The organism is Bacteroides fluxus YIT 12057, from assembly GCF_000195635.1.
Lineage (GTDB): Bacteria > Bacteroidota > Bacteroidia > Bacteroidales > Bacteroidaceae > Bacteroides > Bacteroides fluxus.
On the sequence record NZ_GL882666.1, the window covers coordinates 1 to 14,406 of the forward strand.

At 45.4% G+C, this 14,406-nt stretch carries 11 protein-coding genes; 6 read left to right on the top strand and 5 right to left on the bottom strand.

Translation table 11 applies throughout. The annotated features are described in order from the left end of the window. The first annotated feature begins 51 nt into the window (after positions 1-51). Positions 52-888, top strand: a complete 837-nt coding sequence (gene lgt / locus HMPREF9446_RS12170; RefSeq protein ID WP_009125969.1) for a prolipoprotein diacylglyceryl transferase — start codon at positions 52-54, stop codon at positions 886-888. A gap of 45 nt (positions 889-933) precedes the next feature. Here the strand turns inward: lgt and mutS are convergent, their stop codons facing one another. Then, entirely contained in the window at positions 934-3,552 is a 2,619-nt protein-coding gene (mutS, locus tag HMPREF9446_RS12175; protein ID WP_039969417.1) for a DNA mismatch repair protein MutS, read from the bottom strand. A gap of 646 nt (positions 3,553-4,198) precedes the next feature. On the opposite strand from mutS, the gene HMPREF9446_RS12180 reads away from it, so the two are divergent. Beyond that, the gene (locus HMPREF9446_RS12180; RefSeq protein WP_009125972.1) at positions 4,199-4,738 is read left to right on the top strand and encodes a S41 family peptidase; all 540 of its coding nucleotides are present in this window, start codon (positions 4,199-4,201) and stop codon (positions 4,736-4,738) included. 477 nt (positions 4,739-5,215) lie between these two features. Continuing rightward, positions 5,216-5,410 carry a DUF3836 domain-containing protein gene (locus HMPREF9446_RS12185; protein WP_039969411.1) on the top strand — a complete coding sequence of 65 codons (195 nt, stop codon included), beginning with the start codon at positions 5,216-5,218 and terminating at the stop codon, positions 5,408-5,410. A gap of 272 nt (positions 5,411-5,682) precedes the next feature. Here the strand turns inward: HMPREF9446_RS12185 and HMPREF9446_RS12190 are convergent, their stop codons facing one another. From HMPREF9446_RS12190 to HMPREF9446_RS12200, 3 genes are all read right to left on the bottom strand, one after another. Further along, positions 5,683-6,495 (bottom strand): SPFH domain-containing protein, encoded by an 813-nt coding sequence (locus HMPREF9446_RS12190; protein ID WP_009125975.1) that lies wholly within the window; start codon positions 6,493-6,495, stop codon positions 5,683-5,685. Positions 6,496-6,844: 349 nt separating this feature from the next. Beyond that, the gene (locus HMPREF9446_RS12195; RefSeq protein WP_009125977.1) at positions 6,845-7,201 is read right to left on the bottom strand and encodes a cupin domain-containing protein; all 357 of its coding nucleotides are present in this window, start codon (positions 7,199-7,201) and stop codon (positions 6,845-6,847) included. A 191-nt stretch (positions 7,202-7,392) separates the two neighbouring features. Beyond that, positions 7,393-8,181, bottom strand: coding sequence for a hypothetical protein (locus HMPREF9446_RS12200; RefSeq protein WP_009125978.1), 789 nt, complete (start codon positions 8,179-8,181; stop codon positions 7,393-7,395). Between the two features lie 608 nt (positions 8,182-8,789). Here HMPREF9446_RS12200 and leuS point away from each other — a divergent pair. Genes leuS through HMPREF9446_RS12215 form a run of 3 tightly spaced genes read left to right on the top strand, consistent with a single transcriptional unit; the run spans position 8,790 to position 13,113 of the window. Continuing rightward, a complete protein-coding gene (leuS, locus tag HMPREF9446_RS12205) occupies positions 8,790-11,627 on the top strand; it encodes a leucine--tRNA ligase (RefSeq protein WP_009125979.1) in 2,838 nt (945 codons plus the stop codon). A gap of 5 nt (positions 11,628-11,632) precedes the next feature. Continuing rightward, entirely contained in the window at positions 11,633-12,535 is a 903-nt protein-coding gene (locus HMPREF9446_RS12210) for a YitT family protein (RefSeq protein WP_009125980.1), read from the top strand. Next, positions 12,532-13,113, top strand: a complete 582-nt coding sequence (locus HMPREF9446_RS12215; RefSeq protein WP_009125981.1) for a non-canonical purine NTP diphosphatase — start codon at positions 12,532-12,534, stop codon at positions 13,111-13,113. Before HMPREF9446_RS12210 ends, HMPREF9446_RS12215 begins: the two co-directional genes overlap by 4 nt. A 205-nt stretch (positions 13,114-13,318) precedes the next feature. Here the strand turns inward: HMPREF9446_RS12215 and nadA are convergent, their stop codons facing one another. Beyond that, positions 13,319-14,257, bottom strand: coding sequence for a quinolinate synthase NadA (gene nadA, locus HMPREF9446_RS12220; RefSeq protein ID WP_009125982.1), 939 nt, complete (start codon positions 14,255-14,257; stop codon positions 13,319-13,321). Positions 14,258-14,406: the final 149 nt, after the last annotated feature.

Consider the following 14,406-nt stretch of genomic DNA (forward strand, 5'->3'; position numbering starts at 1 on the left):
GAATATAACAGGTGCATAAACGGATAATCAGAAATTTAATTCTTCATAAATATGCTATCATTACTCACCATCAACTGGAACCCCGATCCCGAACTGTTCAATTTCTTCGGCATATCCATCCGTTACTATGGCCTGTTATGGATTGTCGGACTTGCCTTTGCCTACCTTATCGTGCAACGCCAGTATCGCGACCGCAGAATAGACGAAAAGAAATTCGAGCCCCTCTTCTTCTATTGCTTCTTCGGCATACTGATAGGTGCACGACTGGGACACTGCCTATTCTATGACTGGGCTTACTATCAAGATCATTTCCTTGAGATGGTTCTTCCCGTAAAAATCCTGCCGGACGGCAGTTGGAAAATGACAGGCTACACCGGACTTGCCAGTCATGGCGGCACACTGGGACTGATTATCGCCCTCTGGATGTATTGCCGCAAAACGAAGATGCACTACATAGACGTGCTCGACATGATAGCCGTAGCCACCCCCATTACAGCCTGCTGCATCCGCCTCGCCAACCTGATGAATTCCGAGATTATCGGCAAACCGGCTGATGTGCCCTGGGCATTTGTATTTGAACGGGTAGATATGCTGCCGCGTCATCCGGCACAGCTTTACGAAGCAATAGCCTACTTCATCTTTTTCCTGGGAATGGTTTACCTCTATAAACGTGGGCAAAAGAAACAGGAACCCCTACCCTATCACCGCGGTTTCTTCTTCGGACTTTGCTTGACGGAGATATTCACCTTCCGCTTTTTCGTGGAATTCCTCAAAGAAAACCAGGTGAACTTTGAAGACAGCATGTCGTTGAATATGGGACAATGGCTCAGCATTCCATTTATTCTCATCGGAATCTACTTCATGTGCTTCTACGGCAAGAAGAAATAAAGACGAGGCACTGTTACAAAGATATAATCAGCATGCGGTGAAGAATCACTTCCCCCTTACTATCCTCTTTATGTCACTCAACTTGTTCAGTGCCTCCAGCGGAGTAAGATTATTCACATCAAGGTTCAGTATTTCGTCACGTATCTGGCATAATACCGGATCATCGAGTTGGAAGAAACTCAGTTGCATGCCACCGGCTGACGAAGCACCTTCGGTAATTGTCTTGCCGCTCACCATTCCGGTCTGACGATTCTCCGCCTCCAATTGATGCAGTATTTCGTCGGCACGTTTCACAATACTTTTCGGCATACCCGCTAACTTTGCCACATGGATACCGAAGGAGTGCTCACTGCCTCCACGCTCGAGTTTACGCAGAAAGATGACCTTATTATCAACCTCTTTTACCGACACATTATAGTTCTTGATACGCTTGAAGCTCTTCTCCATTTCGTTCAGTTCATGGTAGTGCGTGGCAAACAACGTACGCGCTTTGGCTTTGGGATGTTCGTGAATATGCTCCACAATAGCCCAGGCAATGGAAATGCCGTCGTAAGTGGAAGTTCCGCGCCCCAACTCGTCAAACAGCACAAGACTGCGTGGAGAAAGGTTGTTCAGAATGTCCGCTGCCTCGTTCATCTCTACCATGAAGGTTGACTCGCCTACCGAAATATTGTCGCTGGCGCCTACACGGGTAAATATCTTATCCACCAATCCGATATGCGCACTCTCGGCAGGCACAAAGCTGCCGATTTGGGCAAGCAAGGTAATCAGCGCCGTCTGTCTCAGCAAAGCCGATTTACCTGCCATGTTGGGACCCGTGATGATAATGACCTGTTGGCTACCACTATCGAGCATGACATCATTGGCTACATATTTCTCTCCGATAGGAAGCTGCTTCTCGATAACCGGGTGGCGTCCCTGACGGATATCCAATACATCGTCATCGGCAATGACAGGGCGGATATAATTATTCTCGCGTGCCGCCGTGGCAAACGACAGCAGACAGTCCAGACGCGCTATCTGGTTGGCATTCATCTGGATGGCAGGAATAAACTCATTCAATGCCTGCACCAATTCCGTGTATAACTGTGTCTCCAGTATCAGTATCTTATCTTCGGCACCGAGAATTTTCTCTTCGTACTCCTTCAACTCCTGTGTAATATAACGTTCAGCATTGACCAGTGTCTGTTTACGAATCCATTCCTGGGGTACTTTTTCCTTATGTACATTGCGTACTTCGATGTAATAGCCGAAGACATTGTTATAACCGATCTTCAGACTGGGAATACCTGTCAGTTCACTTTCACGCTGCTGCACTTTCAACAGATAATCCTTGCCGGAATAGGCTATCTGTCGCAGTTCATCCAATTCGGCATTCACACCTGGCTTGATAACCCCTCCTTTATTGACCAGCAACGGCGGGTCGTTATTAATTTCCCTGTCAATACGGTCACGAATAGATTGGCAAATATTCAGCTGTTCGCCGATATGGTTCAAACTGGCATTATCAGCCCCCATACAAGCCTCCTTTATCGGTCCGATGGCTTGTAAAGCCACTTTCAGTGCCACTACCTCACGCGGAGAAACACGGCCTACCGCCACTTTGGAGATGATACGTTCCAAATCGCCTATCAGATGGAGCTGCTCTTCAATCAGTTCCTTGAAACCGGGTTGCCGGAAGAAGTACTCCACCACATTCAGACGTTCATTGATGGGCTGTACGTCTTTCAGCGGAAATACCAGCCAACGCTTCAGCAAACGGGCACCCATCGGACTGATGGTCTTGTCAATAACATTGAGCAGGCTGCTTCCGCCATCATTCATGCTGCCCATCAATTCCAGGCTGCGCACTGTAAACTTATCCAGACGCACGTATTTATCTTCCTCTATACGCGCCAAGGAAGTGATATGCCCTATCTGGGTATGCTGCGTCATGATGAGATATTGCAGAACGGCTCCCGAAGCAATGATACCGTTCTTCAAATGTTCCACACCGAAGCCCTTCAAGTTCTTCACTTCAAAATGTTTCAACAGCTTCTCACGAGCGGTTGTTTCCGTAAATACCCAGTCGTCCAACTCAAACGTGAAGAACTTGTTTCCAAAATTCCCTTCAAACATCAGACGCTTGCCACGCTCAAAAAGCACTTCTTTGGGAGCAAAGTTATTCAACAGCTTATCCACGTAATCGAACGGGCCTTCTGCCGTAAGGAATTCGCCCGTAGATATATCCAGGAATGCCACACCGCAGGCTCCCTTACCGAAATGAACGGCCGCCAGGAAGTTGTTTTCCCGGTAGTTCAATATATTATCATTGATAGATACACCCGGCGTCACCAGTTCCGTGATACCGCGCTTCACGAGTTTCTTCGTCAGTTTCGGGTCTTCCAGCTGGTCACAGATGGCTACACGCTTGCCGGCACGTATCAGTTTAGGCAGATAAGTATCGAGCGCATGATGCGGAAAACCCGCCATCTCGATGGTCTTTCCTTTGCCGTTGGCACGCTTGGTCAAGGTAATACCGAGGATTTCGGCCGCAACAATAGCGTCGGTGGAATAGGTTTCATAGAAGTCGCCACAACGAAACAGCATAACGGCATCCGGGTGCTTTGCCTTCAAATCAAGAAACTGTTTCATCATCGGGGTAAGGACAATATCTTCGTTCACTGCGGTATCTATTTTGGGATTTAATACATTAAATTGATCGGGAGGACAAAGATAGTGCAAAATTCCGATTTAGTAAATCAAGAGAAAACGAGTTTTTCTCTCACTAAACAACTTATCTTCGCCTTCATGCAAAGATAATTCTTTTTTAGAAAACAGCCGTAAAAAGGCTTCAAATACTTAGTAAGCCTTAACAAGGCTGCACATTTCCCTAAAACATGTTATAAAACAGCCTTTTTTATTTGTTTTATTTGGAGATGAGCAAAAAGTGCGTACCTTTGCAATGTGTTTTTCATAGTATTAGATTTAAGGTTAACAAAGGTTGGAGTACAGCGGTACTCCTTTTTTTATGCCCGTACGCCAAATATACCTCACCAAAGGAAACAACTACAGCTCAGAAAAGCCCCCGCCTGCTTGGTACAATAAAGAAAATACCATAAATTTGTGGCATATACACCAACCAATACCACGATAATGAAACGACTGGAAAAAGTCCTCAAAGTCACAGCCATCGTAATAGCAATATTGGCTGTCGCCTACTACGGATTACGAATCTACGCCAAACATTTCTACAGCCAGGAACTCCAAGCGGAATACTTCTACCTTTCGGAATTACCTCTCAACGCTTCGCAATTCGAAGACGATTTCAATGAAATCCACCGGACAGTCATGGAAAACTATTCATTGTATCAGGCTAGCTACCTATCCCCAAGTGAAGGATTTGCCCTACCTCATCATAGATGTCCGCCAGAACGGAGGAGGCAGCAGCGGTAACGGACGGGACATCTGCAAATACTTCATCCGGAAAGAACAGCCTCATTGCCTCGGCAAAAGCCAAATCATGCAGCCCGAAGCAGATGCCTATAAAGGCAGAATCTATCTGCTGACCGGCACCAAGACCTTTTCCGCCGCCGAAAGCTTCGTCATGGATATGAAAGAAAGCGACAATGCCACGCTCATCGGCGAACCCACCGGAGGAGATACCGGCAACGGTCCCCGAAATTTCGCCACCAAGCATCTCACCTATCTCCGCATACCGACACGCGAACCGGCCCTGTCTCCCAAAGGATTTCCGATGGAAGGGGTAGGCATACCGCCTCATCACCGGGTGTCTCAGACAGTGGCCGACTTCATGAAGGACGAAGATACTGCATTAAACTATGCCATCAGGCTTATCACAGAGAAGTAACGGCTGCTTTTTACTCAAGTTTCGCAAGTTCCCTTTAACTCCTGCTAACTCCCGAACTTGCGAAACTTGATTTTTTTCCTAAAAACACTTGAGTATTGTTTATCCTTGCTTGTATCACCATAGAGGAATAAATGATATTAGCACCCGGCTCTTCCTGTCTTATCCTTGCCATCAACTAATAAAGGATATAGTTTTTCCCTACACGCCTATGTCCCACCAGTACTTTAACCAGAGATTTTCGGATAAAGGAACTGACACGCTCCACATAAGTATTCCTTTGCTTGATTAATTCAGGTATCTTCATGACGACATTATTCTAAATACGATTGAAGTTTATCCAATTAAACTCACTTTATCCATCACTCCTCACCGTTAACCTAACATTAACGTAGCGATAACCTAAAAGGGTTTGGGGTCGCCCTATCTTTGCCATGTCGAAAGGGAACAAGTAACACCCGCAAGACAGGAAAACAATAAATGCATAACTTAAAAAATAGAACAAGTATGAAGACTTTAGCAATCTCAGCAATCATCGCAGTGACATCTTTGGTAAACGCAGCAAGCGCAATGGCCGGCAACCGTACAAACAAGTTCGCCTACAACACCGAAACCATCGGCAACCGGGTGGAAACGCAGGAAGTATTCAAGGCGGAACTATTGGCAGAGAAGTAACGGCACATCACTTTTATTTACAGATAATTGCCCGATTCCCTTTGTGTTGCACACATAATACATTCACTCATTAAGTGAACCCCATTCAGTCAGGGACTGAAAGGCAATGAGTCAGGGACTGAATGCGGTTCAGTCCCTGACTCATTGTCCTCCCCCTTCAGAAGCTATTCTGAGGGGGGGTATAGAATGAATGGATGAAACAAGCAGAAGCGGAATAAAAAATAGAAACAAATGCTCCTAAGAAAGAGGAATGTAAGAAAAACAGCCTCTCCTTATTGCAACTTCAAGAAGGGCAACGTGTTTCCACTTGTGGAAAGCGGCAACTTTCCGTCCCACTTTTCTACGGCTTTCAGCTGAATCAGTTCCGGGGTGATGCTCTGTTGCAGTATCCGGTTGGCATCCGCCTTACCTTTGGCTGCCGCTACCACCTTCTCGGCTTCGGCTATGGCGGCTTTCTTCTCGTTCTCCACCTTCAAGGCATTCTGCACGGCGGTGTTCTTGGCATCGATGGCAGCCTGCAAAGTCTCGTTAGGCTTCACGGACGACTGGATGTTAGTGAACGTAAAGCCACGCTTGCTCAGACGCTCTTTCAGCAGTTCCTCCACTTCCTTCTCGAAGGCAGGGCGGTTGTTGATAAGCGAATCCGTCTCGTAAAGGCCTGCCACGTCCTTATAGGCATTCTTCACTTCCGTCAGGATGACGCTCTGTTCCAGTTCCTCGGGGGTCTTGCGGTAGCGCAGAAAGACTACCTTGGCATCTTGCCGCTCAATGAAGTATTCTATCGTAGGGTCGGTCTTGAAAATGGTTCCCTTCTTGTCCTGAATGTCGAAAGGCTCATAATCTACAATCTGCGCAAAAGCGGGGTATTCAAAAAGCTGCTTGGCAAAGCGGTTATAGACCACCCATCCGGTCTCCACCTTGGCATCGTCCACACCGCGCTCGCTGCCTGCCAGGTTGACGATGATACCCGTCTGTCCCGAGTCAATGCGCTCCACGGCAAACATGGCCAGAAACAATACAATCACTCCGATGACGGCTACACCCGCCGCTCCTATCTTCACTGTCGATTTGTTGGTAACTCCCATAATGATATTCTGATGAAATTAATGAATAAATGTTTTTTCAAAGATATCCATTATTTTCTATACATAAAAGGTCATACAAATATTTTTTATACCCAAACAGCAAGCTGTGCAGATTTATCCTTAACAAAGTTACATTATTTACTAAAACATGTTATAAAACAGGCTTTTTTATTTGCTTTATTTGGAGATAAGCAGAAAGTCCGTATCTTTGCAGTGTGTTTTTCATAGTATTAGATTTAAGGTTAACAAAGGTTGGAGTACAGCGGTACTCCTTTTTTTATGCCCGTACCTCTCCTGTACATATCCGTCTCCCTTTAATCTTCCATACGATATGGGCGAAATAACTTATTTATTTAACCACACCATCTGTCATTGTGAAACCTTCCAACGAACCTGCCTTTACCTGGATACAAATAACATGGATGGCGCTATCGGCAGCAGCAGACAATTGCCGTTCTCCTGCCGGAGCCACACGAAGCCAGTCACCTGCTTTTAATTCAACAGCCTCACCGTCAATCACCATTGTGCCACGCCCTGACAGGACAGCATAGATTTCTTCATTCTGCTTGTGCGAATGTACAAAAGGCACTCCCGTACCTGCAGGCAGATTATTGATGGATATCTCCGCACCGGTCAAGTTCAATGAATCGTGCAGTTCAACACGTGCCTCAGCAGAGGGCACACTTACTTTTTGATAGTTCTTCATAATTTATCCTCCTATGTTTTGATTTACAGTCGCAAAATTAGTAAACTACTAAATATCACACAAGAAGGCACTTATAAATCAGTTAGTTACCTGTATGTTACCATTGTTGGTAAACAGAGAGTTGAAAATTAAAGATTAACTGAACTTAACAATATAGGCAATCCGTACCTCATTGGATACTTGCCGACATCCTAATTGCATGGGCCACCTCCCCTATCCTTCTTTTCAAAGATTACCTCACGAAGAATTTCATACAGCAGCCCGCCTACATCAAATCCTAATTTAAACTTGTCAAAGTTATAATAAGGAATTACGACAGGAACTGTTTCCCAACGTCCTCTCATGGCATCATAGTAACGTTGCACACCCATTTCCATACCAAAACGGCGGGACATATCCAGCGACATGGTAGCACCATAGCTATGCGTACTCATTCCATAAGAATTCCCGATATCATAAGAGCCGAAAACTTTGAAAGCAACGCGTTCGGAAGCCTGGTATATCAAAGCTCCCGAAGCACTGAATGATTGTCCGGCAAAATGGGTCATATTCATCTTCATGGCATTCATGCTAAGTTGCAATGCCAATTTCTGATTGAGTTCCTGTTGATATCCCAATGAAGCCTCGTTAATACGTCCCATGCCGGGCAAACTGGTTTGTCCTCCGGAACCAAACAGCGTAGCGTTCGTAAACTGCTTCAATATGCCACTTGTACTATAATCACCACGAAAGAGTAAAGAAGGATTGGTCTGATAAGGCAGGCGGAGTACTTCCTTTAATGAAAATTCAGGCAGACGGTTGGGATTTTCCGAAGATAGTAAAGGCAACTCTTTCATCCTTTCCGGCAGCAAGCCATGAGAAGAAAACTCCGGCTGCCCTTCCAGCTTCATCCGCACGCTATCACGGACAAGACGCATGCTGTCTTCTTGCGCAAAAAGGAATTGCGGAATAAGGAATAGTAAAAAGAACACTTGTTTCATAGGCCTTTACCCTCCTGTCTTTTTGTTTACTGTACTTGCAAAAGTAGTGAAAATAAACGAAATAACCAATTTTATAGGCCACACTTCAAGGAATTATTTCCGGGTCTGAACAAACTATATCTCTATTTACTAAGAGCTAATCGTCCGACGGCTGTTTCATTATCGTCCGACAATTGTCTAATTATCGTCCGACAACTGTTGGACGATAATGAAACAACCGTCGGACGATTAATTCTTAGTAAGCAAAAACATAATCTTTAGTAATTCAGCGATACTTTTATGAACCTGGGTTACTACTCTTTAAATAAGAAAGAGATGAAATCTTCCCAGACTTCATCTCTTGAAATATCCTAAAAAACCTTCTTTATAAACCCTATTGAATTAATTAAGCTATTACTTGTATTACAAACAAAAAATTAGTTTTTAAAAGCACATCACAAATATAGGTAATAAAAAATGAATTGTCAAACATTAAGCATTGTTTTTTACGCTACTTCGTTACAAATCTGAAAATAAACCCGTAACTTTGCACCGATATTAACCGGATACTAACCGGTTTTAACTAAGTAATCAACAAAGTTTTCAACAATATACTAACAAATACCATTATGGAATACAATTTCAGGGAGATTGAAAAGAAATGGCAGAAACGGTGGGTAGAAAATAAAACCTACCAAGTGACGGAAGACGAGACGAAGCAGAAATACTATGTGCTGAACATGTTCCCCTACCCTTCAGGCGCAGGTTTACATGTAGGTCATCCACTGGGATACATCGCTTCTGACATTTATGCCCGTTACAAACGACTGCAAGGTTTCAATGTACTGAACCCCATGGGATATGATGCCTACGGACTTCCCGCCGAGCAATATGCCATCCAGACGGGACAGCACCCTGCAATTACTACCGTCAACAATATCAACCGCTATCGCGAACAGCTGGACAAGATAGGTTTCTCCTTTGACTGGAACCGGGAGATCCGTACTTGTGACCCGGAATATTACCATTGGACACAATGGGCTTTCCAAAAAATGTTCAACAGCTATTATTGCAACGATACCCAACAAGCCCGCCCCATCCAGGAACTGGTAGAGTCATTCCCGAAATACGGAAACGAAGGCTTGAATGCGGCATGCAGCGAAGAGTTGCATTTTACGGCCGAAGAATGGAATGCCAAAAACGAAAAGGAACAGCAGGAAATCCTGATGAACTACCGCATCGCCTATCTGGGTGAGACGATGGTAAACTGGTGTCCGCAATTGGGAACCGTACTTGCCAACGATGAAGTGGTAGATGGTGTCAGTGAACGTGGCGGTTTCCCTGTCGTCCAGAAAAAGATGCGCCAGTGGTGCCTCCGTGTATCTGCATACGCACAGCGTCTGTTGGACGGACTTGATACCATCGACTGGACCGAGTCTCTGAAAGAAACCCAGAAAAACTGGATCGGACGCAGCGAAGGTGCCGAAATACAATTCAAAGTAAAGGACAGTGAATTGGAGTTTACCATTTTCACTACCCGTGCAGATACGATGTTTGGCGTCACCTTCATGGTACTGGCTCCTGAAAGTGAATTGGTTCCCCAACTGACTACCGAAGCCCAAAAAGCCGATGTAGATGCTTATCTGGAACGCACCAAGAAACGTACGGAACGCGAACGTATAGCCGACCGCAGCGTTACAGGCGTATTCTCCGGAAGTTATGCCGTCAATCCTTTTACCGGTGAAGCAGTACCTGTATGGATCAGCGACTATGTGCTGGCCGGATATGGAACAGGTGCCATCATGGCCGTACCTGCACACGACAGCCGCGACTATGCCTTTGCCAAACATTTCGGTCTGGAAATCCGTCCGTTGGTAGAAGGATGTGATGTAAGCGAAGAAAGCTTTGACGCCAAAGAGGGTATCGTATGCAACTCCCCGCGTGAAGGCGTCGCTCCCTACTGTGACCTTTCCCTGAATGGATTGACCATCAAGGAAGCCATTGCGGCCACCAAGAAATACGTGAAAGAACATAATTTGGGACGTGTAAAAGTAAACTTCCGCCTGCGTGACGCCATCTTCTCACGCCAGCGTTACTGGGGAGAACCATTCCCTGTCTATTACAAAGAAGGAATGCCTTATATGATAGATGAGGAGAGCCTTCCCCTGGAACTTCCCGAAGTGGCTAAATTCCTGCCTACCGAAACCGGTGAACCTCCGTTGGGACATGCTGCCAAATGGGCTTGGGATACAGTAAACAAATGTGTAGCCGATAACCAAAAGATAGACCATATCACCGTCTTCCCGTTGGAACTCAACACAATGCCGGGTTTTGCAGGTTCAAGTGCCTATTATCTGCGGTATATGGATCCACGCAACCACAAAGCATTGGTTGACAAGAAAGTGGATGAATACTGGAGAAATGTAGATCTTTATGTGGGAGGTACCGAACATGCTACCGGTCACTTGATCTACTCCCGTTTCTGGAACAAATTCCTGCACGACCTGGGTGTTTCGGCAGTAGAAGAACCTTTCCAGAAGTTGGTGAACCAAGGTATGATTCAAGGACGAAGCAACTTTGTTTACCGCATCAAGGATACCAACACATTCGTATCCCTGAATCTGAAAGAGCAATACGACACTACCCCACTCCACGTGGACGTAAACATCGTATCAAACGATATTCTGGATATCGAAGCTTTCAAGGCATGGCGTCCCGAGTACGCAACGGCAGAGTTTATTCTCGAAGACGGCAAGTACATCTGCGGATGGGCCGTGGAAAAGATGAGTAAATCCATGTTCAATGTGGTCAATCCCGACATGATTGTCGAAAAGTACGGTGCAGACACCCTGCGTATGTACGAAATGTTCCTCGGTCCTGTAGAACAATCCAAACCTTGGGATACAAACGGCATTGACGGCGTACACCGCTTCATCAAGAAATTCTGGTCCCTGTTCTACGACCGCAACGGACGGTATCTGGTAACGGATGAACCTGCCACCAAGGAAGAGTTGAAATCCCTGCACAAGCTTATCAAGAAGGTGACAGGAGACATCGAACAGTTCTCCTACAACACCTCTATCAGTGCCTTTATGATCTGTGTCAACGAATTGTCCGGACTGAAATGTTACAAGAAGGAAATTCTGAACCAGCTTGTCGTCACCCTTGCTCCTTTCGCCCCCCACGTATGTGAAGAGTTGTGGGAAACCTTGGGCAATACAGGCTCTGTATGCGATGCCCGGTGGCCGATATACAACGAAGAATATCTGATAGAAAATACGGTCAACTATACCATTTCCTTCAATGGAAAGGCGCGTTTCAACATGGAATTCCCTGCAGATGCCGCATCCGACGCTATTCAAGCTACCGTACTGGCCGACGAACGTTCCGTGAAATGGATGGATGGCAAAACCATCGTGAAAGTGATCGTAGTACCGAAGAAGATTGTAAACATCGTCGTTAAATAATAGATATGCAAATAACAAAACCAACCAAAGCGGAAGTGATGAGAGAGTTGAAAGACTATATCTTCATCACCCTCGGACTCATCAGCTATGCATTGGGATGGGCAGCTTTCCTCATCCCCTATCAGATCACAACCGGTGGTACTACCGGTATCGGTGCAATCATTTACTATGCCACTGGATTCCCCATCCAATGGTCGTACTTCATCATCAATGCAGTACTGATGACATTCGCCATCAAAATACTGGGACCTAAATTCAGTATAAAGACGACGTTCGCCATCTTCGGACTGACTTTCTTCTTATGGTTTTTCCAGTTGATGGTGAACGGTCCGGACGGTGTTCCTCCCCAACTTTTAGGAGAAGGACAAGACTTCATGGCCTGTCTGATAGGTGCGGTAATGTGTGGCGCAGGGTTGGGAGTCGTATTCAACTGCAACGGAAGCACGGGAGGTACGGATATCATCGCTGCCATTATCCACAAATACAAGGACGTTACGCTGGGACGCATGATCATGGCTTGTGACGTGGTCATTATCAGTTCCTGCTACTTCATCTTCCAGGACTGGCGGCGAGTCATATTCGGCTTCGTAACCCTCTTTGTCATTGGTTTTGTCTTAGACTATATTGTAAACAGCGCACGCCAATCCGTACAATTTTTCATCTTCTCCAAAGAATATGAAAAGATTGCCGACCGCATAACCAAGGAGACTCACCGTGGTGTAACGGTACTCGACGGTATAGGCTGGTACAGTAAACGCAACGTGAAAGTATTGGTTGTACTTGCCTACAAACGCCAGTCTGTTGAAATATTCCGGATGGTGAAAGACATAGATCCGAATGCTTTCATCTCCCAAAGTTCCGTTATCGGTGTATATGGAGAAGGATTTGACAAATTAAAAGGTAAATGAGAATGAAGAAATTTGTATTTGCTACTAACAACGCCCACAAGTTAGAAGAAGTTTCTGCTATTTTAAAGGATAAAGTGGAGCTTCTCAGTATGAAAGATATCAACTGTACGGTTGATATTCCTGAAACGGCAGATACTCTTGAGGGGAATGCCTTGATCAAAGCACGGTTCATCTTCGAGAATTACCATTCGAACTGCTTTGCCGATGATACCGGCCTGGAAGTAGAAGCATTGGACGGTGCTCCCGGAGTGTATTCGGCACGTTATGCGGGCGATGCGCACAATTCGGAAGCGAATATGAAGAAGCTGTTGCACGACCTGGAAGGAGCGGAAAACCGCAAAGCACAGTTCCGTACCGTCTTTGCTTTGATCATAGACGGAAAAGAACACCTGTTCGAGGGAATTGTAAAAGGCGAAATCATAAGACACAGGAGAGGAAATTCAGGATTCGGATACGATCCTATATTCGTTCCCGAAGGCTATACCCAGACCTTTGCCGAAATGGGTAATGAATTGAAGAACAAGATCAGTCACCGTGCACTGGCAACCAACAAACTGTGCAAATTCTTGTTGAAATAGAAAACATCAAGAGGGTGTGTGAAAACTAAAATGACCCCTCCCAAAAGTTACAGATCATAACTATAACACTTAAAAGGGTCGTATCAAGCTCTGTATTGAGTAATGATACGACCCTTTCTTTAGTCTTTTAATAGGCTCGGATTTCAAATGATAAATTCATCGTTTCAAAATCAGAGTTTTGACATACCGCCTTAGCAAAACAAAATCAAAGTCCCAACTTCGCCGATATCTCCAACATCCTCTTAATCGGTTTCACTGCCTTCTCGGCTATTCCTGCATCTACCGTAATTTCAGGAGACTCGTTTTTCAGACAATCATAAAGTTTCTCAAGCGTATTCAGCCTCATGAAGCTACATTCATTGCAAGCACACGTGCTGTCGTTGGGAGGAGCCGGAATGAACGTTGTCTGCGGGCACTGCTTCTGCATCTCATGCAAGATGCCCGACTCGGTGGCTACTATATAGCTCTTCTCTGGATGAGCAACTGCATATTTCAATAAGGCAGCCGTAGAACCTACCACATCCGCCAGCTTCAGCACAGTACTTTTACATTCGGGATGGGCCAGCACGATGGCATCGGGGTGCTGCTGCTTCAATTCAACAATCTTTTCAACCGAGAATTGCTCGTGTACATGGCACGCACCGTCCCATAGTAACATATTTCTTCCGGTCACGGAGTTGATATAATTACCCAGATTCCGATCCGGCCCAAAGATTATTTTCTCATCTTCGGGGAAGCTTTCTACAATTTGTCTGGCATTGGTGGAAGTCACTACCACATCGGTTACGGCTTTTACGGCAGCGGTTGTATTCACATAGGATATCACTGTATATCCGGGGTGCTCTTTGACAAACTGACTGAATTTATCAGCCGGACAGCTGTCTGCCAACGAACAGCCTGCCGCCATGTCGGGCACCAGTACCTTCTTGTCCGGGCAAAGCACCTTGGCCGTTTCCCCCATAAAGTGAACGCCACACATCACAATGATATCAGCTTCCGTCCGTGCCGCCCATTGTGCCAACGCCAGACTGTCGCCAACGTAGTCGGCTATATCCTGTATCTCACCCTTCTGGTAATAGTGGCCCAGAATGACTGCGTTCTTTTCCTTCTTCAGTTGCTTGATAGCTTCTATAAGATTATCCATAATTATATTTTTTAATTTCTCTTCTTTCTTTAAAAATCCTTTGATAGTAATGATAGCCTGTTAATAGTGTGGAGAAGTAAATATGATTTTTCTTGCTCCTGAAGTTATTAGTATAAGATAAAACTTTATCCATTGTTTATTAACGCAGG

Excerpts from the sequence above, each read along its gene's own strand:
- nadA (WP_009125982.1), bottom strand. The coding sequence starts at position 14,257 with ATGGATAATCTTATAGAAGCTATCAAGCAACTGAAGAAGGAAAAGAAC.
- leuS (WP_009125979.1), top strand. The coding sequence starts at position 8,790 with ATGGAATACAATTTCAGGGAGATTGAAAAGAAATGGCAGAAACGGTGG.
- HMPREF9446_RS12185 (WP_039969411.1), top strand. The coding sequence starts at position 5,216 with ATGCATAACTTAAAAAATAGAACAAGTATGAAGACTTTAGCAATCTCA.
- HMPREF9446_RS12195 (WP_009125977.1), bottom strand. The coding sequence starts at position 7,201 with ATGAAGAACTATCAAAAAGTAAGTGTGCCCTCTGCTGAGGCACGTGTT.
- HMPREF9446_RS12190 (WP_009125975.1), bottom strand. The coding sequence starts at position 6,495 with ATGGGAGTTACCAACAAATCGACAGTGAAGATAGGAGCGGCGGGTGTA.
- HMPREF9446_RS12180 (WP_009125972.1), top strand. The coding sequence starts at position 4,199 with ATGAAATCCACCGGACAGTCATGGAAAACTATTCATTGTATCAGGCTA.
- HMPREF9446_RS12215 (WP_009125981.1), top strand. The coding sequence starts at position 12,532 with ATGAGAATGAAGAAATTTGTATTTGCTACTAACAACGCCCACAAGTTA.
- lgt (WP_009125969.1), top strand. The coding sequence starts at position 52 with ATGCTATCATTACTCACCATCAACTGGAACCCCGATCCCGAACTGTTC.
- HMPREF9446_RS12210 (WP_009125980.1), top strand. The coding sequence starts at position 11,633 with ATGCAAATAACAAAACCAACCAAAGCGGAAGTGATGAGAGAGTTGAAA.
- HMPREF9446_RS12200 (WP_009125978.1), bottom strand. The coding sequence starts at position 8,181 with ATGAAACAAGTGTTCTTTTTACTATTCCTTATTCCGCAATTCCTTTTT.